Origin of the sequence: Neobacillus piezotolerans, assembly GCF_003362805.1 — a bacterium.
Lineage (GTDB): Bacteria > Bacillota > Bacilli > Bacillales > Cytobacillaceae > Bacillus_D > Bacillus_D piezotolerans.
Genome location: NZ_QNQT01000004.1, coordinates 26,980 through 51,260, shown reverse-complemented (window position 1 = coordinate 51,260; position 24,281 = coordinate 26,980). Strand labels below are relative to the sequence as shown.

Annotated in this window: 21 protein-coding genes; 3 read left to right on the top strand and 18 right to left on the bottom strand. The window is 42.5% G+C overall.

The annotated features are described in order from the left end of the window. Position 1: 1 nt before the first annotated feature. Together DRW41_RS11305 and DRW41_RS11300 are read right to left on the bottom strand one after the other, a co-directional pair. Positions 2-361, bottom strand: a complete 360-nt coding sequence (locus tag DRW41_RS11305) for a Na-translocating system protein MpsC family protein (RefSeq protein WP_115452114.1) — start codon at positions 359-361, stop codon at positions 2-4. A 69-nt stretch (positions 362-430) separates the two neighbouring features. Continuing rightward, positions 431-1,687, bottom strand: coding sequence for an L-lactate MFS transporter (locus DRW41_RS11300; protein WP_115452113.1), 1,257 nt, complete (start codon positions 1,685-1,687; stop codon positions 431-433). 388 nt (positions 1,688-2,075) lie between these two features. Between DRW41_RS11300 and fdhD the strand changes: the two genes are divergently transcribed. Next, positions 2,076-2,864: a formate dehydrogenase accessory sulfurtransferase FdhD gene (gene fdhD / locus DRW41_RS11295; RefSeq protein WP_115452112.1), complete on the top strand. Its 789-nt coding sequence runs from the start codon at positions 2,076-2,078 to the stop codon at positions 2,862-2,864. A gap of 520 nt (positions 2,865-3,384) precedes the next feature. Here fdhD and DRW41_RS11285 read toward each other — a convergent pair. The 6 genes from DRW41_RS11285 to DRW41_RS11260 form a co-directional block, all read right to left on the bottom strand. Next, a complete protein-coding gene (locus tag DRW41_RS11285; protein ID WP_115452110.1) occupies positions 3,385-4,371 on the bottom strand; it encodes a diaminopimelate dehydrogenase in 987 nt (328 codons plus the stop codon). Between the two features lie 541 nt (positions 4,372-4,912). Continuing rightward, positions 4,913-5,668 carry an SDR family NAD(P)-dependent oxidoreductase gene (locus DRW41_RS11280; RefSeq protein ID WP_115452109.1) on the bottom strand — a complete coding sequence of 252 codons (756 nt, stop codon included), beginning with the start codon at positions 5,666-5,668 and terminating at the stop codon, positions 4,913-4,915. Positions 5,669-6,202: 534 nt separating this feature from the next. After that, positions 6,203-8,530 (bottom strand): AAA family ATPase, encoded by a 2,328-nt coding sequence (locus DRW41_RS11275; RefSeq protein ID WP_115452108.1) that lies wholly within the window; start codon positions 8,528-8,530, stop codon positions 6,203-6,205. A 561-nt stretch (positions 8,531-9,091) separates the two neighbouring features. Next, the gene (locus DRW41_RS11270; protein ID WP_115452107.1) at positions 9,092-9,835 is read right to left on the bottom strand and encodes an SDR family NAD(P)-dependent oxidoreductase; all 744 of its coding nucleotides are present in this window, start codon (positions 9,833-9,835) and stop codon (positions 9,092-9,094) included. Between the two features lie 58 nt (positions 9,836-9,893). After that, positions 9,894-10,637, bottom strand: a complete 744-nt coding sequence (locus tag DRW41_RS11265) for an SDR family NAD(P)-dependent oxidoreductase (protein WP_115452106.1) — start codon at positions 10,635-10,637, stop codon at positions 9,894-9,896. Positions 10,638-11,124: 487 nt separating this feature from the next. Then, positions 11,125-11,454, bottom strand: a complete 330-nt coding sequence (locus DRW41_RS11260) for an SDR family NAD(P)-dependent oxidoreductase (protein WP_115452105.1) — start codon at positions 11,452-11,454, stop codon at positions 11,125-11,127. A 124-nt stretch (positions 11,455-11,578) separates the two neighbouring features. Here DRW41_RS11260 and DRW41_RS23700 point away from each other — a divergent pair, with 124 nt between their 5' ends. Beyond that, positions 11,579-11,740 (top strand): VOC family protein, encoded by a 162-nt coding sequence (locus DRW41_RS23700; RefSeq protein WP_342771991.1) that lies wholly within the window; start codon positions 11,579-11,581, stop codon positions 11,738-11,740. Between the two features lie 168 nt (positions 11,741-11,908). Here the strand turns inward: DRW41_RS23700 and bla are convergent, their stop codons facing one another. The 5 genes from bla to DRW41_RS11225 form a co-directional block, all read right to left on the bottom strand. Further along, positions 11,909-12,814 (bottom strand): class A beta-lactamase, encoded by a 906-nt coding sequence (bla, locus tag DRW41_RS11250; RefSeq protein WP_439330869.1) that lies wholly within the window; start codon positions 12,812-12,814, stop codon positions 11,909-11,911. A gap of 560 nt (positions 12,815-13,374) precedes the next feature. Further along, the gene (locus DRW41_RS11240; protein ID WP_115452102.1) at positions 13,375-15,171 is read right to left on the bottom strand and encodes a BlaR1 family beta-lactam sensor/signal transducer; all 1,797 of its coding nucleotides are present in this window, start codon (positions 15,169-15,171) and stop codon (positions 13,375-13,377) included. Then, positions 15,171-15,557 carry a BlaI/MecI/CopY family transcriptional regulator gene (locus tag DRW41_RS11235; RefSeq protein ID WP_115452101.1) on the bottom strand — a complete coding sequence of 129 codons (387 nt, stop codon included), beginning with the start codon at positions 15,555-15,557 and terminating at the stop codon, positions 15,171-15,173. The genes DRW41_RS11240 and DRW41_RS11235 overlap by 1 nt, the downstream gene beginning before the upstream one ends. Before the next feature lie 530 nt (positions 15,558-16,087). Then, a complete protein-coding gene (gene rlmD, locus DRW41_RS11230; protein ID WP_115452100.1) occupies positions 16,088-17,467 on the bottom strand; it encodes a 23S rRNA (uracil(1939)-C(5))-methyltransferase RlmD in 1,380 nt (459 codons plus the stop codon). Positions 17,468-17,715: 248 nt separating this feature from the next. Beyond that, the gene (locus tag DRW41_RS11225) at positions 17,716-18,330 is read right to left on the bottom strand and encodes a hypothetical protein (protein ID WP_115452099.1); all 615 of its coding nucleotides are present in this window, start codon (positions 18,328-18,330) and stop codon (positions 17,716-17,718) included. Positions 18,331-18,472: 142 nt separating this feature from the next. Here DRW41_RS11225 and DRW41_RS11220 point away from each other — a divergent pair, with 142 nt between their 5' ends. Further along, positions 18,473-19,258 (top strand): hypothetical protein, encoded by a 786-nt coding sequence (locus DRW41_RS11220; RefSeq protein ID WP_142752226.1) that lies wholly within the window; start codon positions 18,473-18,475, stop codon positions 19,256-19,258. Positions 19,259-19,306: 48 nt separating this feature from the next. On the opposite strand, the gene DRW41_RS11215 is transcribed toward DRW41_RS11220, so the two are convergent. From DRW41_RS11215 to DRW41_RS11195, 5 genes are all read right to left on the bottom strand, one after another. Then, positions 19,307-19,855, bottom strand: a complete 549-nt coding sequence (locus DRW41_RS11215; RefSeq protein ID WP_115452097.1) for a GNAT family N-acetyltransferase — start codon at positions 19,853-19,855, stop codon at positions 19,307-19,309. 571 nt (positions 19,856-20,426) lie between these two features. Next, positions 20,427-21,902, bottom strand: a complete 1,476-nt coding sequence (locus DRW41_RS11210; protein WP_115452096.1) for a nicotinate phosphoribosyltransferase — start codon at positions 21,900-21,902, stop codon at positions 20,427-20,429. A gap of 28 nt (positions 21,903-21,930) precedes the next feature. Further along, entirely contained in the window at positions 21,931-22,482 is a 552-nt protein-coding gene (locus DRW41_RS11205) for a cysteine hydrolase family protein (protein WP_115452095.1), read from the bottom strand. Positions 22,483-22,674: 192 nt separating this feature from the next. Beyond that, on the bottom strand, positions 22,675-23,616 hold the full coding sequence (locus tag DRW41_RS11200; protein WP_115452094.1) for a diacylglycerol kinase: 942 nt from the start codon (positions 23,614-23,616) through the stop codon (positions 22,675-22,677). 223 nt (positions 23,617-23,839) lie between these two features. After that, positions 23,840-24,052, bottom strand: a complete 213-nt coding sequence (locus tag DRW41_RS11195) for a hypothetical protein (protein WP_115452093.1) — start codon at positions 24,050-24,052, stop codon at positions 23,840-23,842. Positions 24,053-24,281 lie beyond the last annotated feature (229 nt).

Here is a 24,281-nt window from a genome sequence, read left to right as displayed (position 1 = left end):
TTTAATTACAAAACTTTTTTTCGATGTCTTGATCAAAAACAAAAACTGACATTCCAAAGTCACGGTCGATATCAATATCGACGAAAACCTCAACAAATTTACAGCCAAGGAATTCTTCCATTTCCACAGGAGGGTTTTTCCGGTACATTTCTTTTACCATTTCGGTTCTGGCGGCACGCAATGCCTGTTTTCCCTCGTTTGCGGAAGCGATGAATTTCTCTACCGGCGAAAGGTTTCCTTCCATTTCGCAAATTGCCCAGTTTTTGCAAAATGTAGTGGTAATTCTGCTTGGCCCTTTTCCCATATGCTTCTTCCGAAAGGAACGGACCAGATTACTAAACTCAGCTTCGTATTTATTCATAATTTCCCCCAACTCCAGAGGCTCATAATGATTGGTATTTTACCATACGGAGCTAAATTAAAAAAGAAATCAAGATGCGAGCTTCTTTTGCTCGTTTTGTTTGCGTAACTTGCGTATGTCAAAGCGGATGACGATTGATACGACAAGTGCAACGACAAACAATGCTGCGAAATAGGTAAGGCTTGCTGCATAGCTTTGTGTTTTATCAAACATCCACGCTGCAAACATCGGGCCCGCCAACCCTGCCGCCGCCCATGCTGTTAGAATATAACCATGAATCGCACCAAGCTGTTTCGTTCCAAACAAATCACCGATGTAGGCAGGAATGGAAGCGAAACCGCCGCCGTACATAGTGTAGACAATCGCCAGCATGATTTGGAACAGCAAGGCATTTGTTGTATGCGGCAGCAACGCAAACAAGATAATTTGAGTCGCGAAGAAAATGGTATACGTGTTAGGACGGCCGATATAATCGGAAATTGATGCCCAGCCAAGTCGGCCGAAACCGTTGAATAGCCCCATTACGCCGACAAGCGCAGCTGCTCCGGCTGTCGTCAATCCAATACTTTCTTGCGACAGTGGCTTTGCAGCGGACAGAATTGCGATCCCGCACGTTACGTTAATGAATAGCATAAGCCACAGATAGTAAAAACGCTTGGTTTTGACAGCTTCATTAGCCGTTAATTGAGATAGATCCTGCTTAACTTTGGCTTTTCCGGACTGGACCTTTTCCTTGAATCCTTCAGGAAGCCAATTCACTGGAGGCTTTTCCAAATAAAGAGATGATAATGTCATAATTGCGAAATAGGCAGCTCCCAAAATAAAAAAAGTATTAGCGGTGCCAACCGATTTAATCAATGAATCCATGATAGGACTGCTTATTGCAGCCGCGAAACCAAATCCCATGATCGCAAGGCCTGTTGCAAGGCCGCGCCTGTCTGGGAACCATTTTACAAGCGTTGAAACCGGAGCGATATAGCCGACTCCCAAGCCGATTCCGCCCAAAACCCCGTAGGTTATATACAGTAGCGGCAGGGAACCAAGATTTACAGCGAGTCCCGAACCTAAAATGCCGGCGCCGAAGAACGCGGCTGCAAGAAGTCCAGCCTTTCTCGGCCCATGCTTTTCGACAAAGTGGCCAAGGAAAGCAGCAGACAAGCCAAGGAAAAGAATCGCAAGGCTGAAGGTGAATTGCACTTGCTTTGCGGTCCAGCCAAATTGCTCCATTAAGGGATTTGTAAAGTTGCTCCAAGCATAGACAGAGCCAATGGAAATATGAATTCCCACAGCCGATGCAGCAATGAGCCATCGGTTTTTCGTTTTCATTTCGTTCCTCCTCGTTTGTATATTTTCTTTATAGACTGTTTGTCTGTAGGGCAAATTGCAGCAAAAAACCGCCAATTTATCATGCATGTATAAGGTTACATGCAGAAAAAAACTGACGGTTAGGTTCCAGCAGGTTCGCTACTTTCAGACTAACAGTAATCGCTTTCAAATGTTCACACTTTAACCGAGAACAGGGTCGCTATTCCGAATCAAAATGTGACATTTTTGTGAACTTTACAAAAATTTTATCATTTCACAAAGTCAAGCGCAACTCCTAACCAAATAATTTTTCACTATGTGCATGTTAATTATTTTCCTTGTGAAAATGAGAAGAATATGATTAGATTTTAATTATTCGAAATTTCGTCACAAATTTGGGGTGAGGATTATGCTGGAAAGTATGAGCCAAAAATATCAAATAACCAAATATGCCAATGGCCGTTTTCGTCATGTTGAAGATGTGATTGTTAACGAATTCCCTTTGACTGTGTTCGTCAATAACGTTGAGTTTGCGACAATGGTCGTGACTCCTACCCATTTTGAAGAAATGGTTATCGGTTTCCTTGCATCGGAAGGTGTCATACGCACTTACAGTGACATACTATCACTCAACATCGACGAAGATCGTGGATATGCCTACGTTGAATTGAAGGTGAATTCAACTACGAATCAGCAATATTATTCAAAACGGTTCATCGGCTCTTGCTGCGGGAAAAGCCGCCAGTTCTATTTCCACAATGACGCCCGGACGGCTAGGACGTCCATGTCAAAAACGAAAATAAGTGCATCCCAAAGCATTTACCTCATGAATGAAATGCAAAACAGCTCAGAGGTGTTTCAGGAAACCGGAGGAGTCCATAATGCAGCACTGTGCACACCGGATGAGGTCATTGCTGTCCGTACCGATATTGGCAGGCATAACGCGCTGGATAAATTATTCGGATATAGTATTTTGAATAATGTTTCTGTGAGGGATAAAATTATTGTATTCAGCGGAAGAATCTCTTCTGAAGTGTTATTGAAGGCTGCGAAGATTGGGGTAGGAATTGTATTGTCCAAGTCTGCGCCAACCGATTTGGCGATCAAGCTTGCCCAGGATTTAAACATTACAGCGGTCGGCTTTATAAGGGGAGAGTCATTCAATGTCTATTCCTGTCCGGAAAGAATAATTGATTAATTTAATCTTGGTGGATTATCTTTTTTAAAGCAACTATATAGGTTGAATCAGATATTGTATATTCTAATGTGCCTTGCGGTTGATTTCCGCTCCACAAAAGAAAGCTTCCAAGAATAATCATCGCAGGGACAGGCGGTTTTTGCCTGTCACGAGGCACACGCTTTCCGCGGGGCGTCAGTGGAGCCTCCTCGGCGCTAGCGCCTGCGGGGTCTCCACCTTGCCGCTGCATCCCGCAGGAGTCGGTGCCCTCCGCTCCAATCAACTTACATTCCAACCCATATAGTCTCGTCAATGAATCTTTTTTCAGTGAGATTTGTCTATTCTAATATAGTAATTAATTTTCCGATAAATCTACAAATTTATCTATTCAAAACTTAATGAAATTTAACAACCCGAGTGTAAGTGACAACACTCGGGTTATTGGTGATTTTTTATCATAATAACATTATCTTTTTCCGTGGATCCTGACCCTCGAGGCAATAAATCAAATCATTGACGTACCGGGGGACAGGATTCCCTTTTACAATAGGTCTCTTCTCAAATCCTCCGCGGATTTTGGAGACAGATAACCGGGTGCAACATCAAAAACCGTTTTTGCACCAGCTTGTCCTTCTTTATTTAAACGATAAGCTGCTCTTGCATATGCCACTAGTACACTAGCTGTAAATTCAGGATTGCTCTCTAAGTTAAGGAAGTATTCAATAATTTGGTTATTGTCATTTCCTGTTTTTCCGCTTCGAATGACAAAACCGCCATGTGGTAATTTTGAGTGGTTCTCTTTTAATTCTTCTGCTGTAATAAAGTTTACTTCTGTCTCATAGTCAGCAAAGTAGTTCGGCATTGTTTTAATATCGTGTTCGATTTTTGCCTTGTCATACCCTTCTTGCGCTACGACATAACAGACACGGCGGTGTTTTTCACCTGTAGATAATTCAGGATTAACTCCACTTTTGACCTTCAGGATCGCTTCATCAATTGGAACCGTATACTGAACACCACCGGCTACACCCTCTACTCTGCGAATAGCGTCTGAATGTCCTTGGCTAAGCCCTTTCCCCCAGAAGGTGTACGTTTCACCATTTGGCAGAATGGCTTCAGCCATTAAACGATTCAGTGAAAATAGACCAGGATCCCAGCCGACTGAGATTATGCTTGTCTTGCCGCTTTCTTTCGCCATTTGATCTACCGCATCGAAATATCCAGGAATCTTTGCATGAGTATCATAACTGTCGATTGTGTTAAACATTCTAGCAAAATATGGACCTTGTTCTGGAAGATCTGTTGCTGAACCTCCACATAAGATCATCACATCAATTTTGTCCTTATATTCCTCTGCACTTGAAATAGGCAAAACCTCTACATTTGGTTCATTAATTGAAAGGGTTTCAGGTGCTCTTCTTGTAAAAATAGCCACAAGCTCCATATCCGGACATAGCTTGATCGCCTCAATCGTTCCTCTGCCAAGATTTCCATAGCCTACAATTCCTACTATAATTTTATTACTCAATACCCTATCTCCATTTCTATCTTTTCATTATATTTTCACTACTTAACAACTCATAAGTAGAATCTTATTTACCTTAATCTATTTTAATATACTTTTCAATTGTATAGTCTAAAGTAATTCACATAGTTATTGGAAAATAATAATTTATTTTGGCATAACATAAAATCTCTTCTCAAAACATCCGGCTCAAAAATTTGAACCAATCCGGTTTTTTAGAGGTGTTTTGCGTGAAAGGTTTGCGAGTACTTAAGGAAGCCGGAAGAAGGCAACCACCAATTTGGTTAAAGGGTTCGGTTTTGAAGTACAAAATTCGAATTAGCAGTGCTTTTCGCAGTGTAATTCGCAGTTGATTTAGCATATACTTTTGCAGTAAAATTAGCACAAAAAAAGCTCGGAGCCAGTATGCTTCGAGCTTCCAGGCTGTAGACAAACTCGAAGATATTCGGGTTTGCCTACAGTCTGAGACGCTTTCTTATTAAAGTAAAGCGTCTTTTTTCTGGAATTACTAATAATAAAACTAGTTTTTACGTTGAACGTAAGCTTATAACGCTCCCATACCACCATCAACACGGTATTGAACGCCAGTGATAAAGCTACTTTCGTCAGAGGCAAGGAATAACACAAGGTTAGCAATGTCCGAAGACTCTCCATAACGACCAAGTGGAATGGATTTAGCTAGTGATTCTTCATCTGTCTCGTATCCTGCCTCTAATGAACGCATCATTCGAGTGTTCACTGGTGAAGGATGGATTGAATTTACTCGAACATTTGAATTTGCAACTTCTAGTGCTGCATTTTTTGTTAATCCAACAACCGCATGTTTCGAAGCGATATATGGAGAAACATAAAGAGTACCTTGTAATCCAGCTACGGATGATGTGTTGATTACACTTCCGTAACCTTGCTCTTGCATGACACGAAGAACATGTTTTAATCCTAAGAACACGCCACGAACGTTAACTGCAAGAACCTTATCTAAGTCTTCCACTTTTTGCTCTGTAATCGGAGCCACCTTACCTTCGATACCAGCGTTGTTGAAGAACACATCAATTTTTCCATATTTTTCGACGGTTTTGTTCACATAGTTTTCAACGTCTGCTTCATTTGAAACATCAGCCTGAAAAATGGATACTTCACCATATGGATCAAGCTCTGCTTTCGCTTTCAATAACGGTTCTTCAAACAAGTCAACCAATACAACTTTTGCTCCTTCTTCTAAAAATCGTTTGGCTGTTACTTTTCCGATTCCACCTGCTCCACCTGTGATTACCGCAACTTTTTCTGATAGTCTTCCCATAGTATATAACCTCCAATATATTACTTTTAATTAAAATATTTTTAATTCAAGATAATTATAAACCCACTATAAATAATTATCAACAAAAACGACTTATATCTTTCCCTCTAAACTCTTTTAGTAATATTTCACAGCAGTTTATTGTAAAGTATTTGTTCGTATCCATTGTAAACGTCATTCTATACTAAGTTTCATAATTCCTTTTCACAATCCTGCACCGTTTTGATGCGTTGATCCAGAAGGGAACAACGCTGTTTTTGTGGAATTACCTTATTGAATACGAATTACCACGCTTACAATAACTTCGGTCATCGTGCTAAAAAGGGGGGTGAATTCGAGTGTTAAATCGCCATAAAACGTACAGAAATCCCTTATATATCAATAAAAAAATGCAGTCCAATTCAGTTGCGAATTGGACTGCTAATTCGTATGGGAATTACGTTTTTGTACTTGAAAACCGAACCCGTTACTATTCAGGACAGTTGCCTTCTTTCAAAATTGTTTTCACAACATCTTCACAAGCATTGCCACACATCAGACTTCAAATTCTGATTTGCCTTTGCTCTCTTTTTCTCCATTTCGTATTTTCAGGAAAGCTTTTTCTATATCAGCCAATTCAAGTTTTGATAGCGCATCTGCATCGGCCAGAGTAATATCCTCCATCATGGAGAGTCTCAATGACTGGGCCTGAATCGCCTCTTCGATAAGATTCGCCGCAAACCTGCCATTCCCCGAAACCTGCCTGCCCTTTAGAGACTCAAGGATATAGTCCTCAGCGTCCCCGGAAAGCCTGTAGTGATAAGTTTCTGCATAGTTTGTCATAATTTGAAGCAGTTCCTCTGTATTGTAATCAGGAAAATGGAAGAATTTTTTAAAGCGGGACCTTAACCCAGGGTTAAATTCCAGCAGTGCATCCATTTGGTTCGGGTATCCTGCAAGGATAATAACCAGATTTTCATTATGCCGCGTCATTTCATCTACCAGTGTTTCAATAGCCTCCTTGCCGAAGTCCCCTCCAGATGGGCTAAGCAATGAATAGGCTTCATCAATGAACAGGACCCCTCCGAGTGCATCGCGGACTTTCTTTCGGGTTTTCTCGGCTGTTTGGCCGACATAGCCTGCGACAAGGTCCGCTCTGCTGGCAACCACCAAATGGCCGCGCTTTAGGAAGCCGTTTTCTTTTAAAATTTCCGCATATATTTTTGCCACCGTTGTCTTTCCTGTACCGGGGTTTCCGGTAAATACCGAATGCAGCTGGATGGGAACCGCTGGAAGGCCGCTGTCCCTCCTCATTTGCTGCAGCTTGACGAAGGCTGCCAGGGTTTTCATTTCACCCTTTAAGGAATGCAATCCGATCAGGCGGTCCAGCTTTTCAAGAGGCCGGTTGCGATTTTCCCGGAATGGCAGCTTGAAATCGTTTCCGTCCAGAATAGAGAAACGAAGAATGTCTAACGTATTGTCATCTTTCGCCGTTCCCTTTCGAAAAATTGCCTCAAGAACAAGGTTATGAACAGTTCTCGCGTTCCCGAAGGTTTCGTCTACCCTTTCACGTTCAAGCCGTTCCTCTAATGCGTTCTCTGCCGATCCTGTTAATAAATAGTCATTGTCCTCGGCAATTTTTTCACCAATTTTAACAAGTTCCTTATTTGTATAATCACGAAGGAAAATGTGGTTGGATTGGGGGAATCGGCTTCGAAGGCCTGGATTCGCATCAAGGAAACTCCTCATTTCTTCAGGATATCCGGCCAGGATAACTGCGAACTTTCCGCCAAATTCCTCTCCGGTCATCAATGAAACCAGTGTATCAATTGCCGCTTGTCCATAATCATTGCCAGTTTGGCCCTCGCGTTTAAGGCTATAGGCTTCATCAATGAACAAAACTCCTCCAACAGCCTTACTGACAATTGCACGGACATTTTCCTCCGTTTGGCCAACATATGATCCTACCAGTTGGGATCTGTTTGTTTCAATGACCTCTTCCCTTGGCAAAAAGCCAAGCTCATGAAAAATTCTTGCCAACAGCCTGGATAGGGTTGTTTTTCCCGTACCCGGATTCCCGGTAAGGACAAAATTCAGGCTAAGCTCATCTTTCATCTGGAAGCCCAAGTTCTTGCGCTTTTTTTGAAACTTAAGGTACTGGTAATAATCCTTGACGCGAGCCTTGACTGTTTCCAGGCCGATCATCTGATTTAATTCATCGATCGCATTTTCTTTAGCCTCTTTTTCTTGCTCTGACGATTCAGCGAATTGGATGGCCCATTCTTTTTTAATTGCCTCTACCTGCTCAAGTCTAGCGGACAATTCTTCCATATATGCCGCTGTGTGAAAAACTCCTGTTATCGATTGTTCGTATTCCTCGGCTGCTTTTAAAAGTTCGCTCGTTGATTTAATTGCATCCAGCATCAAGTTATAGAGCTTTGCCTGCGACGGGTCCACTGCGCCCTGGTGATAGTTGTCCAGTTGTTCAAGCTGATCATCAGCCTGTTCAAGGAAAGACCGGCAAATCACTATATATTCCTCAGCGATTTTCTTCTTTGTCGTCCGATTATCCGTTTCCCTGATAGGTGGGAAATCCAATGAATCTAAAAATGGTTCTGCCGCCCGCCAGGTAGATTTATTCAAAAATCCTTGTGCGTCAAGATTAGCTGGGTCAAGATCGGCTGCCCGCTTCATCCAGACCATTCCAAGCCGGTCCCCTTGGTCTTTTTGGAAGCGGGATTTCGCAGCCATCACTAGCAGTCGGGCAATTTCCATAGCGCTAAATGTTTGATCATGCTCCATGATATAGGCAAGGATTTCCGCCTCGTCATCGATATACCCTTTTTGGTCCAGTTCATTGTTCCATTTTGTTTGCTCCTGCATAGTTCCTCACTTCTGTTTACTGTTTTTTACTATCGTATCATATCGGGCACTGGGATACGAAAGGCTGGGTTTAAAAGGAACAAAGAGCTGATTTAAAGGTCCCTTTAAGACTGCTCATCACGAAGTAGTCATAAGATATGAGCAATATGAAAATAGTTGGTGCCTGAAACTCCCCCGAGTTTTCTTGTTTCAAAGAATATTCTCAAAAAAAAGATGCATGACGACCAGTGTAGCAATCCTTTCATACACTGTTGTCATGCATAATTTAGTTTATTCACCTTCAAAACTAAACCATGTAACACACTCAACATGTGTGGTGTGTATGTGACAACACATGGGTTGCTTGGTGAGTTTACAAAAAAACAGCCCTCCATCAACTAAGAATGAAGGGTTTCAATATTACTTATAGATCTTCCAATGCTTTTTTTTAGCAATATAGATTCGCATAGGCTCATTGTTTCTTTTTGCTAAGGCTTTCCCAGAAAAAAATCATTTCTAAAAAAAAGAGGCTGTCAACAAAAGGGTTACTTTTGGGACAGCCTCTTAGAAGGTCATCTTCATTTACAAATCTGAGATCATACCGCCGTCAACAACGAATTGTCCTCCAGTTGAATAACTGGAATCCTCAGAAGCAAGATAAATAACTAAATTAGATACTTCATATACTTCGGCTCTTCTTCTTAATGGAATGTCTTGTTCAAGTTGTTTTAGATACTCAGCAACATCACCTTGTTCAGCCATTGGAGTTTTAATAATTCCTGGGTGAACAGAGTTAACACGAATATTGTGTTGACCAAGTTCTGCAGCAGCACCTTTCGTCATCCCAGTAACAGCATGTTTGGATGCACTGTAGGCAATGGCCGTTGGTGCGCTAACTAGTCCATCAACTGATGAAATATTTACAATTGAACCGACTCCAGCTTTCTTCATAGATGGAACGACTGTTTTCATTCCTAAAAATACACCTAATTCATCTATTTCAAATGTTAATCTGAAGTCTTTTTCTGTTAGTTCTTCAAGAGGTTTGAAAATACCGACTCCGGCATTATTTACCAATACTGTAACTGGTCCAAATAGTTCTTCCGTTTTTTCTACAACTTCTTTCCAATTTTCAGCATTTGAAACATCTAGCTTTAACGCGACAGCATTTTCACCGATTTCATTAGCTAATGCCTGAGCTGCTTCAAGATTGATATCCGTAATGGCGACTTTTGCCCCTTCTTCAACAAATTTACGGGCGTGCATTGCTCCCATCCCTTGAGCTGCACCAGTAATGATTGCTACTTTACCGTCTAATTTTCCCATTTTGACATTTCCTCCTTTTAATTATTAAGTTAGAAGATTTCTCTCATATTTTTTCCTGTTATTTTGCCGTATATCCACCATCAACATGAATAGTTGTACCTGTAACAAAGTCATTTTCAGCTAGGAAAACAACTGCATGAGCAATTTCTTCCGGATTTCCTAAGCGGCCAATTGGGTGCTTAGCGACTAAACCATCATAAAAATCTCCCAAAGCCTCTTTGTTAACTAAACCGGATTCGATAAAACCAGGGGCAACCGCATTTACGCGAATATTACGATTCGCATATTCCAACGCCAATGATTTAGTCATTAGGTTAACAGCACCTTTACTTGCAGCATATGGAAGCGCATTTGGTTCTCCGACCGTTCCTAAGATAGAAGAAGTGTTAATAATAGAACCTCCACCGGTTTTTAACATTTCCCGAATGGCGTACTTTGCGCCATAAAAGACACCTTCTTGGTTAATCGCAATTACTCTTTTATATTCTTCTGCTGTCATTTCATGGGATGGCTTTTGTATCCCAATTCCAGCATTGTTATAAATGATATCTAATTTACCGAAATGATTAACCGTTTTAGATACTAGATCTTCGACTTCTTTCTCCTCGGCGACATTTACCTTTACGAATAATACATTGTCATATGTTTCTTTTAATTCTTTTTCTACTGATAGTCCTGCTTCCTCGTTGTAATCAGCGATTACAACTTTTGCCCCTTTTTCTAAAAACGCTTTTACAGTGGCTAGTCCAATTCCAGAAGCTCCTCCTGTTATAATCGCTACTTTTTCTTGTAAATTTGTCATGTTAAATCCCTCCATTGTTCTATAATTTAACCTAAAAATATGTGAATTATTTGTGAACACCTTAAGAGTAATCCTATATTAATATATTGTCAATTAAAGTATCTCGAATTTGAGATAATATATTTGATCATCGATAGTATGCCTAAGACCGGAAGGATCGGGGGTGAATTGTTGAAAACAGGTAGCTCTTCGAATCGTCTTCCCATATGAAGCGAGATTTAAGGAAGGGCGGGAAGAAATATATCCCAGTATACTCTGCTTGAGGACGGCAGAATCACTTGATAACGATAACGGCGCCGTTATAGGGGCGTTTTCGTCATCTTTACTGTTAAAGACAAGAAAAAAGGCCATTCTTTTAAGAATGGACCTCTTTCTTCGCCATAAAAGGTTGCCTACAAAAAATTGTTTGGTTAATAAATGAATATTTAAATACCCTAAAAAACAGAATTCCAGGGAACAAAAACAAACCGGGCGAGCACTTAATAATTTATTGTGCTGAATTGGAGGACATGCCGCCATCGATACGAACCATCGTTCCATCAATGAACCTGGATTTTTCAGAACCTAAGAATACCATCAAATCCGCGATTTCTTCCGGAGTAGCATAGCGCCCCATTGGAACAGCAGCCGCAAATGCTTTTTGTGCTTCTTCAGCGTGTTCTTCGCCAACTGCATTTCTTTCAATACTACGCATCATCTCTGTATTTGTAGCGCCCGGAGCCACAGCATTTACGCGGACGCCATATGACGCCATTTCTAAAGCTGCGGATTTTGTAAGCCCGACAATAGCGTGTTTCGACGCTACATAAACGCTCATTCCCGGAGCACCAAGCCATCCAAGGTTGAATCTCCTGTTTACAACATCCCTGTTACCTCTGAAACTGGACTAACTTTAGATGATCACACTTTTAATCCGGGTTTTACATTAAAACCCTCGAATCATGTTCTGTTTAATTTTTTTCGTCAAGGATATCGATGAAGCGTACCAATTTGTGAAAAATAGGGGTATCACCATTGTGAAAGAAGTTGAGCGAATTGGGGATTTTGTTAATTTTAACTTTGAAGATTTGGATGGAAATGTGTTAATGATCTGTAATAACTAAAAGATTTTTAAGGGGAATTAAGAGAAATAGTAGTGCTATAAGGTTACTTCCAGCATAAACATGGATATAACATTAGATAGATTTTAAAATGTAAGCTGATGAGTTATAAATGGTAAACTCATCAGCTTTTTCATTCGACTATTGTGATGCGTAAATTTATTTATCTGTTCACTTCAGGGCGTTAAGTGCGACCTTTGCAGCTTCTGCGATTAGCGTATTGTCAAAGGTGGCATTCTGTGTATCGCGGCTGGATAGAACTGCGATGACAATGGGAGCTCTATTCGGCGGCCAAACAATGGCAATGTCATTCCGCGTTCCATAGCTTCCCGCCCCGCTCTTATCATCGACTTCCCAGCCTGTTGGTGCACCAGCACGAATCAATGTATCTCCAGTTGCATTTCCCCGCATCCAATCTGTTAGGATCGTACGTTTTTCAGTTGGGAGCAAGTCGCTGACTGCGAGAGCCTGGAGGCTTGTAGCAAGTGCTTTGGGTGTGCTGGTGTCACGTTTGTCTCCAGGAACAGCTGAGTTCAAATCCGTCTCGTAGCGATCAGCCTGGGTAACGCGATCGCCAATCTGCCTCAGTGCTGTTTCAAATCCCTCAGGTCCTCCCAGTTTCTCTAATAAAAGGTTTCCTGCAGTGTTGTCGCTATATCGAACAGCAGCCTCGGCAACTTCCCCAAGAGTCATCCCGGTATCTACGTGAAGTTGTGTTACGGGTGAATACGAAACGATGTCCTCGCTGTTGTATGTGACCAACTCGTCAAGTTGATCAATGGAGTATTGCTGCAACAATGCACCTGCTGCTAGAGCTTTGTAAGTAGATGCGTAAGCGAACCGCTCTTGAGGCCGATAAGAGACTTTCCGGTTTGTACCTGTATCGATGGCGTAGACTCCGAGACGGGCATCATATTTGTTCTCGAGTTCTGCGAACTTACGGTGTAATTGGGGTGCTGGTGTTTTCACGACTGTATTTTCGGGCTTGTCAGAATGGTTATAGGTGCTCATCGACCAGCCAGCGAGGGGTACAATTGCAACCACTAGCACAAGCAGAGCAAATATAAAATTATTCATACTGAAAATATTATGTGTTTTCTTCAAAATCATAACCTCTTTCTATTAATATTTAGCTGTCCTGAAAATAGAATCAGCGGGTTTAATCATTATGTTTAGATTAACACCGATCGGCTCACAACCAGCAGATTCTAAAAATGCTGGGAGATAATGTCCTCCTTTCTCCAATTTGATTACATACGTAATAGTAAATTACGCAGAAAATACTACATATGTAGTATTTATTACACAATTAATACTACGCTTGTAGTAAATAGATGTCAATCATTTTGTAGTTGGCTGTCCTTTTTTATTAATGTCAAAATATACCCGGAAAACCCGATGGCTGATGATATCAGCGGCACTGTGATGCGTTTCCCCATAGGTTCGGCCCCTCTTCCAATCATTCGAGACATCCACACCCGGCAGGTTATCCAGATTTTCTGCTTTTTCTGCTTCAAAACACATCAGCCCTTTCATACTGGGAAATTTGTGTGAAAGTTAATAACAAACACTACAATTGTAGTATTTAAACCAAGAAAGTCCCAAAAAGGTAGTGAAATGCTTTCTGGGGTTTATTATTAATATATCTTTTTATGATGCAGGATCTGCTTGGCAATCTCTGCAGCCTTACTTCCCTGGGCTTGACCATCCTTATTTTGAATATTAATGGCAAAATAAAAACGATCATCACCTTTATCGACAAAGCCAATAAACCAGCCGTTTACATTCTTTCCATTAACCATGCCGGTTCCCGTTTTACCGTACAACCGCCCATTCCTTTGTTCATCTATTAAAAGTGCCTTTTTTACTGCTTTGATATTTTCTTCTTTAAACCCCCATTGATTTTCTTCTAATTTGTATAATAATTGGACTTGTTCAATGGGTGATATTTTTAAAGAAGATTCCATCCAGTAATTATCCAAATTCCCGGAAAGATCCTCATTCCCGTATTTTATCTTGTGAAAATAATCTTGCAGTTGCTTCCTTCCTACCTCCCGATCGGTATTCTGGAAATACCAATTCACGGAACGGCTTAAGGCGGACTCTAAATTTTGATTTTGATTCCATTCTGAAAAAGGATAAACTTCTCCATCCCAAACCTGTTTATTTTTATTCGGGGAAATCACATTGGATTCCAATGCGAATACGGCAGAATATATTTTATAAGTACTATCAGGAGAAATCCTCTGTTCACTCATCTCTCGATTATATATTTGATATTGGTCTTTAGAGGGATCATATAAAACAAAGCTCCCCTTGGTGTCCTTAAAATAGGAGCTTAAATCTTCATAGACCGCATTCTTCCCGCTAAACTGATACACATCATTTGGGCTGGCAATAACGTTGGTGATTGGAGCAAGGAATAGCAAAACAATTCCTAAAACAGCACAGATAACCTTGCTTTTCCATTTCAAAACTAGAGAATCTCTTGAGTAGCTTGCAATGAATTGGATTCTTTGTTTGATTTGTTTATTTGTCCCACCTATACCTGGAGCAATCTGTTTAAGGGTGCTATCATATTTTTTATCTGCGAAACGAATGATGGTATGCCCATATTCGATATATCCGCTCTCATCCAAGAGATTTAAAACGGAAGCATCACAGGCCAACTCCCGATCGATTCGAATCCTTTTTGAAGCATACCAGACGACCGGGTTAAACCAATAAATAATCTGAAACATCCACATGACGTAATTCACGAACAGATCTTTGCTTTTATGATGGTGAAGCTCGTGCATAAGCACGTATTTTAATTCATTTAACGAGAATTCTTCCCGCGTTTTGCTTGGTAAAAAAATATAGGGCTGAAAAATCCCGAACGTGATTGGCGAGGAAATCATAGAGGTCTCCCGTAACCTTATGTTTCTTTTCACCCCAACCATCTCTTTGCACGCTTCTAATAGGTTATTTAGCTTTTGGTCATCAATAGCCACAGCAGAGTTCCTGATTTTATAGATTTTGTAAGTTGAAAAAACAGCAGCCCCAACAAAAAGAGCCACCCCAATGAACCAAACTGTAAATAATGTATGGTAGACAAAATCGGGCGTTGACTTGTTTACTGAAACGGTGAAATCATGTAATAAATCACTGTTTGGTGCCTGAGAGGCATCCACTCCATTCATCCTCTTACTGTAGAATGGCGCTTCTTTGTGAAAAAAATGTAAGCTTTTTAAATAGCGAATGCCTTCTCCAAGGCGAAAATAATTCCAAGGTAAAAAGGCAGTAAGGACAGGAATGCAAAGCAAATACCAAATATGATAATGTGCTTTCACTGTCATATGATTGTTTAATAGCTTTTTGATTAATAGAATGATGAAGATAAGGAGGGATACCACAATTGTGCTGACTAAAATCCGTAGCAGCATGTTATCCATTATTTTTCCCCTTTCTTATCTCTCTTGGATAAGATTTTCTTTAATTCGGTAATATCTTCATTCGATAACTGATCATTTTCAATAAAATTTAATACCATTGAATTTAACGTACCGCCGAAAAACTGCTTTAGAAAGGATTTACTTTTTTGCTCAACATATTCGTGCTTTTCAACCAGTGAAGTATAAATAAACACTCGGCCATCTTTTCTTGAATGCAAAGCCTTTTTCTTAACTAGGCGGGCCAGCATGGTGTGAATGGTATTTGGCTTCCAATCACTCTTATTCGATAATTTCTCAACTACCTCAGGAGTTGAAATCGGCTCATATTGCCATATAACCTTCATCACTTCAAATTCTGCTTCTGATATTTGTGGAATCTCCTTCATGATCCCCCTCCTACTTTTACAAATGTAGTATTTATTATAGCAAGAAGGTCCATATATATAAAGAATATTGGTGACTGTAGCCTATGGTAAAAAATCCCCCTGTGTGCTGAGGATTTATACTAATACCATTCACCTTATTTAAGATTTAAAAATAGCCGCCTATTAACTAGAATTATGCAAGAATATGTCCCTTCAGGCAAAATAACGAAGATCCTTAATCTGGAAATGCGCCCTTAAAAAGAAGGGGTTCCATAAGTAAATGGAGGTTGAAAAAGAAGCATCCGCTGTAATGGCTCTTTTTTATGGCCGGATTATTAACGATTTTAACCAAAGAACTGTCTCGTCTCGCACGTAATGGTAAGCTCTCTTACGAGTTAAGGGACATGTGTATTGAACAAGGGAAGGATTTAACGCCTCAACTACATAATTCATTAGTTGAGAAAGTAACCTGCCAATTAGATGGAACTATTGACACTAAATACAGCTTTGAATATCATTGCAAGAAACATGAGAAGGCAACTCCCATAGGGTTAGTTGCCTTCTTTCAAAATTATTTTCGCAATCGCTTCGACATGTGTGGTCTGCGGAAACATATCGACAGGTTGGACTTCCACCGTCTTGTATCCCCCGTCCTCAAGGATCCGAAGGTCGCGGGCGAGTGTTCCCGGGTTGCAGGAGACGTAGACGACTTTTGTTGGTTTCATGTCAATGATTGTTTGAAGGAGCGCTTCGTCGCAGCCTTTGCGGGGTGGGTCGACGACAAGGACGTCTGCCCTGTTGCCTTCCTTATACCACTTCGGGATTACAACTTCCGCTTCGCCTGCCTCGAATTCCGCATTCGTGATGCCGTTTAGCTCGGCATTCCGTTTTGCATCCTCAATAGCCTGAGGAACTACCTCGACTCCGAAAACCTTACCCGCCTTTTGCGCGAGGAACAGAGAGATGGTTCCGATTCCGCAGTAGGCGTCAATGACCGTTTCCCCGCCGGTCAGCCCCGTATATTCCAACGCTTTTTCATACAGCACCTTTGTCTGGTCGGGATTGACCTGGTAAAAGGACATGGCAGAAATGGCGAATTTAACATCGCCAATATAGTCATAGACAAATTCATTTCCCCAAACCACCGTTGTTTGCGGCCCCATGATGACATTTGTCCGCATCGAATTAACGTTGTGGACGATCGATTTTACCATTGGAAGCCTTGCGATAATTTCTTCAATAATCTTGGTTTTATGAGGAAGTTCCAGTGTCCTTGTAATCAGGACAACCATAAGCTCGCCGGTTTGCTTGCCATAGCGGGCCATAATATGGCGGAGGACGCCTTTATGGGTCTGCTCATTATAAGCCTCAATGCCAAGCCGGCTGCAGATGTCCTTTACTATATTGATCGCTTCATTGACCTCGGGAAGCTGAATAAGACTCTCATTCGTGTCGACGATTTCATGGCTCCTTGGCTTAAAAAAGCCAGCGATTAGCTTTCCGTCCTTTTCGCCGACCGGTACCTGGGCCTTGTTCCGGTAATGCCACGGCTCTTCCATTCCAAGCACAGGATGGACAACCACATCTTCAAGCTTGCCGATCCGCGTCAGCACCTGCTTTACCTGGTTTTCCTTGTATTTAAGCTGCCCTTCATAGGACATGTGCTCCAACTGGCAGCCTCCGTATTTATGGGATTCCCCGGCAGGGATTTCAACCCGGTATGGGCTTTTTTCGGTTATTTCAACAAGCTTGCCGATTGCATAGTTTTTTTGCGTTTTAATGATTTTTATTTTTCCCGATTCTTCCGGCAGTGCTTCTTGGACGAAGATTGGAAATCCGACCACCTTCGCGACCCCCGCGCCGTCATGGGTCAAATCTTCAAATCGTACATCTATATAGTCATTTTTCCGGACTGGAATTGATTTTGTCATTGTTTCGCCCTCGCAGTTTTTAATACAAGGATTTTATCATAATCGGAAGGCGAATGAAACAAAATGCGGAAGCGCCTTGCTCAGCCCCGACCAGCATAAGACGGAGCCCGCAGGATGGGCCTGCCCTCCGGAGGGAAACGGCTTATGACCTCGAGGGGCTAGGCGCTGGAGCTGGATTACAATAACTTATTTCGGGTTATAAACAAGGTTCAATTTTATATTTCCTAAAACAAGAAAAAAGCCGGTTTTCACCAGCTTTCCTGTTGGTTATCTTCGAATGTTTCCGAGGCAAGCTTAAGCATTTTCCTAACCTGAACGAATAAATAGAGGATAACGATTATTAATCCTATCATGAGAAAAAAGCCTGAACCTCCTATCTGATACTGGACAACCTCACCCACAAAAATAAGGGTTCCCAATAAAATAATGGCCCCGGCCAACTGATAAACCATAAATAGTTTATTTGTTTTTGCCGCCCTCTCCGCCAACTCCGAATTCCCACCCTTACCTGCTTCTTCGCTAATTCCTGTTGAAAGGTTATAGAAAAAGAATACAGAAAGGAATACTGTTAGCAATGTGGTTATTCCGATAAATAATCTTCCTTCGATTGTATCCGGCCCGTTTATTGCGCCATTCAGGATGGATGAGTTTTTAACAAACAAATCAAGCACTGACAATGCGATTAACAACTTTGCGGTTTTGCCCAAAACATAAAAATGTTTATTATCGATTCGCCCGGCCAGTTGATTCCCTCCAATACAAAGAAGGATATACCCGACCAAATCCGGGAAGAGATTCACCGGCCCAAAGTTAAAGTTAAAAAAGACAAAAAAGAATCCAACAATCATCGTTCCAAAGCCCATGCTCTTTCCCCCTATCGCCTAACCTGCTACCGGTGTATAATAATGGTAATAGTATACTATTAATCACCGTTGAGGAGGAGCAGAACTGAAAAATAAACTTCCGGTCCTTCGCCTGGCAAGTGCTTTGATAATTCTTTTGTTCGTGTATACAGGAGCCACCTATCTCGATTACACAACACAGGCTGTGGTAATCACAGACTTTAAAAAACTTGAAAACCCCAATTTATCAATTCCAGATCGTGACTTGCGGCATCTTGAGAAGCTTGGTTTTTCAAAAGTTACAATCAGCCATATGGACAATGCGGAACGAACTGCATTCCTGGTGATTGATGGAGAGATTGTTTCTGAAAAAGACATTTACAGAGAAATTGATGATTCTTACGGAGGTGCTGTGCTTTCGGAAAAAGAATATGAATCTCTTTTAAAATCGTATTCAACTTCTTATTTGCCAAAGTTCTCAAGTCTTGAACGGGTCAGCTTGAAGCTGCTTCATGAAGGAGGCCGGAATTTCACTTTGATTACCGAACATCACTTTGATTATGTATCGGGGTCCATCAAACCGATGGGGATTGAAATCCAGTTGCCACAGGAAATACCAGCGTTTGAGAATTATGCAAAACAAGTATGGTGGACCGCATCGACAATTGGTCCAAAAAAAATAAAGTGGGGGAATGAAGCAATTCATCCTTCATCCCAGCCAATTGAAAACAATGATTTCCCTTTTTTCCAGATGACCTCTTCCCCATCCCTATATTATTCGGTTCCTTGGAAAAAGCCTGGTATTCTTAAGGACGTCGCCGGCCTTCACTTTACGACTGCAACCCGGTTTGAAACTCCTGAGGATTACAACTTTGCAAATGTCTTTATACAGGGACAAAACCCATATCTGTCAGAACACCTGCAGTTTGACTTAAAAAACCCCGAATAACTACGGCTTCAGGCGGAACTTGCCTGAGGCTTTTTTGCGTGAGTTGGACTATACAAACTTCGCCATCAGGTAAAGGTTATGGTAACCAGTGTCCGTCTTTATAGCCTTTCTTTTAATTCCTTCCATTTCAAAGCCGAGTTTTTTATAAAGGGCAATGGCGTTTGCATTGTCGGAAAATACCTCAAGAGTAACCTTTTCGATTTCCGGGTTGCCCTCTGCCCACTCCAAAAGAGCATAAAGAAGAGCGTTGCCAACTCCCATATTCCTGTATTCCCGTTTCACGCTCATCCCGAATGCGCCTTGATGCCTGTTCCGGATTCGGTTTCCGTTATGGAAATCGAGAAATCCAATAATCATTCCATTTAGTTCCGCCACAATCACAAGCTTATTTGGGTCTTCCGCCATCTGGGCGAGCCATTCCTGCTGCTGGCTTGCAGTCTGGGTAAACTCTTCGGGTGTTGTCATTAAATACGGGGAATCATCGAGGATTTCCTTCATATATTCCAGTACCGCTTCTGCATCCTCTGCGGTAGCCTCCTTAAGTATAAACTGGTCGCCATTCCTCATGTTTACCTTTTTGGGTAATATTTTTGCCAAAGGAAATCCCCCATTCCATAAGAATGAATCTTTTCATAGGTTGATGCCGTATTCCTGATAAACCTTTGGAAACCAGAAAAACAGTGCTTATCCTGTATGGTGTGAAGTAAAGGGCAATATAGGTAGCCCTTGCTTTCCTGGTACTCGCTGATTCACTCTCAAAACCTGGATTAATTTGACTCTATTTTAATCGAAGGGCCGTATTTTTGTGAACTGATTAGTGGGAGAGAGTTGTTATTAGGAGGTTTCAATAGATCTTATGGGGAGCTTCTGGCTTGAAATCATGAAAAGCTGTCAGAACCCAACGCGGGGTTTCCATTGATTCTTTAGCGCAATTTATCCTGAACACAATGATATTTCAAATACCCAGGAGGTGCACCCCTCTATGTTCCCAGACCGAAAAAACCAGGACCGGATACTATTCGGCAATGCCGGTTGCATGTCCATCATTATCATCGCCGCCATTCTGTATTTCGTCCTAAAACAGTTCTTTTAAAATCCATCAAAAAAGGCGCCCGGCAAAATCCGGACGCATTCAGAAATTGCTGCCCATTTCGGACCCGCGATCCCACTATTCTTTTTTGAACATGGCCGAAACCTTTTCCTTCACTTCTTCAATGTTGCGCATTTTGTTATTCCAGCACTTCTGGCTTAAATCGACTGGATATTCTTCCGGATTGGCCGTCCGTTTGTACTCATCCCAGATTTCGGATAGGTTTTTCACCAAAAACTCACGGGATTCTTCCAGGCATGGCACTTCGTAGACAAGCTCGCCGCCAACGAAAATATCCTCGTGAAGCTCCCTAGCCGTGAAGTTGGACACATATTTGCTGATGTACGTATGTGTCGGATGGAACATCTTGATCCGCTTTTCTTCCTGGGGATTCTCCGTCTCAAGGGTGATGTAATCCCCTTCGGAGTAGCCTGTCCGGTTATTAATGATGCGGTAAACCCGCTTCAATCCCGGCGTCGTGACTTTTTCCGGATTGGAGGAGATTTTGATGGTATCCATCATCTTGCCATTTTCATCTTCAATCGAGACAATTTTATAAACAGCCCCAAGCGCCGCTTGTTCAAACGCTGTTATCAGTTTTGTCCCTACTCCCCAGCTGTCGATTTTCGCATCCTGGGCCTTTAAATGAAGGATCGTATACTCGTCCAAATCACTCGAAGCAAAAATCTTGGCATCCTTGAAGCCGGCATCGTCGAGCATTTTCCGCGCCTCTTTGGACAGGTAGGCAAGGTCGCCGCTGTCGAGGCGGATGCCGACGAAATTGATTTTGTCGCCCATTTCCTTGGCCACCCTGATGGCATTGGGTACTCCCGAACGGAGCGTATCGTACGTGTCGACAAGGAATGTGCAGTCCTTATGCGTCTCCGCGTATTTCACGAACGCTGTGTAATCATCGCGGTAGGCCTGGACCATTGCATGCGCATGCGTTCCAGCGACAGGGATGTTGAACATTTTTCCGGCGCGGACGTTGCTTGTCGCATCAAATCCGGCTAGATATGCCGCCCGTGTTCCCCAGACGGCGGCGTCGAATTCATGGGCGCGCCTTGTCCCGAACTCCATGGCCACTTCATTTTTGCCGAGCACCTGTTTAATCCGTGATGCTTTAGTGGCGATGAGTGTTTGGTAATTCACAATGTTAAGCAGGGCTGTTTCCAGAAGCTGCGCCTCGGCGAGGGTCGTATCGACGCGAAGAAGCGGCTCATTTCCAAAAACGAGCTCTCCTTCTTTCATCCCCCTGATTGTGCCTGTAAAACGAAGTCCCTTCAAATATTCAAGGAAATCTTCGGCATAGCCAACTTCATTCCGCAAATAGTCGAGATCCTCTTCGGTAAACCGCAATCCTTTTACATAGTTGATAATCCGGTCAAGGCCGGCAAACACAGCATAGCCATTCCCGAACGGCAGCTTCCGGAAATAAAGTTCGAACACGGCTTTCCGGTTATGGAGGCCATCCCTCCAATATGTTTCGACCATGTTTATTTGATATAGGTCAGTATGCAAGGCATAGCTGTCATCTTTATAGATGTGTTTCATGACGTTAACCCCTTTGTGTAGTGTCGTGCTATTTAACCTCGGCCCCAAGCGCCCCTTCAAAATGGCCGAGCGCCCACTCGTGGCCGGCCTGGTTAAATGACGCGACGCCTTCCTTATGAACAACAATCTTGAAGCCTTTATTATAGGCATCCACGGCCGTATGCAGGATGCAAATATCCGTGCACACACCGACGAGATGCACTTCGGTTATTCCCCGTTCACGCAATTTTATTTCCAAATCGGTTCCGGCAAAGGCTGAGTACCTGGTTTTGTCGATATAGTATACATTCTCAAGATGCTTATTGCTATCATACACCTTTTGCAGGTCCCCAAACAAATCACGCCCGTTTGTACCGCGGATGTTGTGTGGAGGAAACAGCTTTGTCTCCGGATGATACTCGTCGCCCTTGTCATGGACGTCAATCGCAAACACGGTATAGTCCCCGTTCCTGATGAACTCTTCGGTCAATTCAACTATTTTACCTTCAATAGCCTGTCCCGGTTTCCCGCATGTCAATGCCCCGGCATCGGCTACGAAGTCATATGTATAGTCGATATTGAGCAAAGCCCTCTTACCCATTTTGCCACCCCATTTCGCAAAATAAGAACCAACCCCATTGTACCATTAAAATGCCTTAAGGATATTTCCCTTTTTCGCAGCATTTCCAGTATTCCAACTTAGGATACCACAAATAGGCCGGGAGTTGGTATAGGCGGAACATTGCCTGAAAAATCAGAAAAAGGCTCCGCCCCAAAAGGACGGAACCGCCTATTAGCTATATCTCTTTCCAGCAATCCAGTCGGTCGGGATATCCTCGGGGCGCAAATCTCCAACCGGCGCGAACACTTCAAAATGCCGGTACAGATTTTCAAATTCAGCCGGAAGAAGCCCTCCAAATTCCCCATCAAGATTCAATTGCATTTTATCGTTCGAATGCACTTTAATTCTGTTTGCTTTTGTATAGATCACATGTTCATCGTGGATATGCTCGCCGCGGACAGCAAGCGTCGCAACCCTTATAAACTCGGCAAGGTTCAGCTTTTTTAAAATAATCAGCGTGAACATGCCATCATTAAGGGAAGCGTCCGGAGCAAGTTTTTCAAAGCCGCCTACTGAATTGGTCAGCCCGACAAGAAAGAACATTGCCTCCCCTTCAAAAAGCTTTCCGTCATATTCAATGCATACATGGCTGGCCCTGATGGAAGGGAGCATCTCGATTCCCTTCAGGTAATAAGCCAGCTGCCCCAGCATCGTCTTCAGCTTGCTCGGCACCTCATAAGTCAGCTCTGTAATGCGTCCGCCGCCAGCTATATTTATGAAATATTTATCATTCATTCTTCCGATATCGACTGGGATACGGTCGCCCTTGGCAATGATGTCGACAGCCGCCTCTATATCCCTCGGGATTTTAAGCGCACGGGCAAAGTCATTCGTCGTACCCATCGGGATTATGCCCAGCTTTGGGCGGTACTCCTGATTCGCAAGGCCGTTAACGACTTCATTTATCGTTCCGTCCCCGCCAGCGGCAATTACAATATCAAAGCGGCGTTCAACGGCTATCCGCGCCGCCCTGGTCGCGTCCCCTTCACCGGTTGTGGCGTGGCAAGAGGTTTCATAGCCCGCCTTTTCAAGCTTCTCCAGAACCTCAGGCAAATTGCGCTTGAAAATTTCCCTGCCGGATGTGGGATTATAAATTATCCGCGCTCTTTTCATACGTATCATCCCTATTTCAAAATGCTTATTCCCAATTAAATCCATTCACCAACTATCATCATAACCGATTGAATTGTCTTCCGCAATGGAATTTAAAGGGGAACTCGACACCTATCATACCCCTTGCCCCTCGCTTTATCAAAATTAAAGAGGATTTTGTAAACGGATAGAGGAAAGGCGATTGTAAAAGGATATCCGACAAAAAAAGGAAAGCGCCCCTTTTTCATTGCCCGAGTAACAAAATGAGCATGGCCACTACATTCAGCTTGATAGACGTTTTTCCCCCGCTGTCTTTCTCCTTCAACAGGCTGATTAAACCATAACCGAAGCCAAACGCGGCGGCAGCGCCTGCAAACCAGCCTGCATAAGGCAGCGGTTTCGCATAGTACAGTAAAACAGATAGCAAGGCAGCCACGATTGAAAGATATTTAAACATTGCTAGCCGCTTTCCCGATTTTTTTAAAAAGGAGCTCTAGCAACGCCCCTGAAGCCATAGCCATACCAATCAATACTTTTACCCAATTTATGCTTTTCATCTTTTTTCCTCCCTATTAAACTCCCAAATCCGGGCTCCTGACCGGCGGCGCTTCCCTACTTGGAACGAGCCATCCAAATGCTTTTTTTGCCGGTATATTATTTCTGGATTCCACCCTAGTATATAGACG

Coding starts and splice junctions, on each gene's coding strand:
- DRW41_RS11305 (WP_115452114.1), bottom strand. CDS start 361: ATGAATAAATACGAAGCTGAGTTTAGTAATCTGGTCCGTTCCTTTCGG.
- DRW41_RS11300 (WP_115452113.1), bottom strand. CDS start 1,687: ATGAAAACGAAAAACCGATGGCTCATTGCTGCATCGGCTGTGGGAATT.
- fdhD (WP_115452112.1), top strand. CDS start 2,076: ATGCTGGAAAGTATGAGCCAAAAATATCAAATAACCAAATATGCCAAT.
- DRW41_RS11280 (WP_115452109.1), bottom strand. CDS start 5,668: ATGGGAAGACTATCAGAAAAAGTTGCGGTAATCACAGGTGGAGCAGGT.
- DRW41_RS11275 (WP_115452108.1), bottom strand. CDS start 8,530: ATGCAGGAGCAAACAAAATGGAACAATGAACTGGACCAAAAAGGGTAT.
- DRW41_RS11270 (WP_115452107.1), bottom strand. CDS start 9,835: ATGGGAAAATTAGACGGTAAAGTAGCAATCATTACTGGTGCAGCTCAA.
- DRW41_RS11265 (WP_115452106.1), bottom strand. CDS start 10,637: ATGACAAATTTACAAGAAAAAGTAGCGATTATAACAGGAGGAGCTTCT.
- DRW41_RS11260 (WP_115452105.1), bottom strand. CDS start 11,454: ATGAGCGTTTATGTAGCGTCGAAACACGCTATTGTCGGGCTTACAAAA.
- DRW41_RS23700 (WP_342771991.1), top strand. CDS start 11,579: ATGTTCTGTTTAATTTTTTTCGTCAAGGATATCGATGAAGCGTACCAA.
- bla (WP_439330869.1), bottom strand. CDS start 12,814: ATGAATAATTTTATATTTGCTCTGCTTGTGCTAGTGGTTGCAATTGTA.
- DRW41_RS11240 (WP_115452102.1), bottom strand. CDS start 15,171: ATGGATAACATGCTGCTACGGATTTTAGTCAGCACAATTGTGGTATCC.
- DRW41_RS11235 (WP_115452101.1), bottom strand. CDS start 15,557: ATGAAGGAGATTCCACAAATATCAGAAGCAGAATTTGAAGTGATGAAG.
- rlmD (WP_115452100.1), bottom strand. CDS start 17,467: ATGACAAAATCAATTCCAGTCCGGAAAAATGACTATATAGATGTACGA.
- DRW41_RS11225 (WP_115452099.1), bottom strand. CDS start 18,330: ATGGGCTTTGGAACGATGATTGTTGGATTCTTTTTTGTCTTTTTTAAC.
- DRW41_RS11210 (WP_115452096.1), bottom strand. CDS start 21,902: ATGAAACACATCTATAAAGATGACAGCTATGCCTTGCATACTGACCTA.
- DRW41_RS11205 (WP_115452095.1), bottom strand. CDS start 22,482: ATGGGTAAGAGGGCTTTGCTCAATATCGACTATACATATGACTTCGTA.
- DRW41_RS11200 (WP_115452094.1), bottom strand. CDS start 23,616: ATGAAAAGAGCGCGGATAATTTATAATCCCACATCCGGCAGGGAAATT.
- DRW41_RS11195 (WP_115452093.1), bottom strand. CDS start 24,052: ATGTTTAAATATCTTTCAATCGTGGCTGCCTTGCTATCTGTTTTACTG.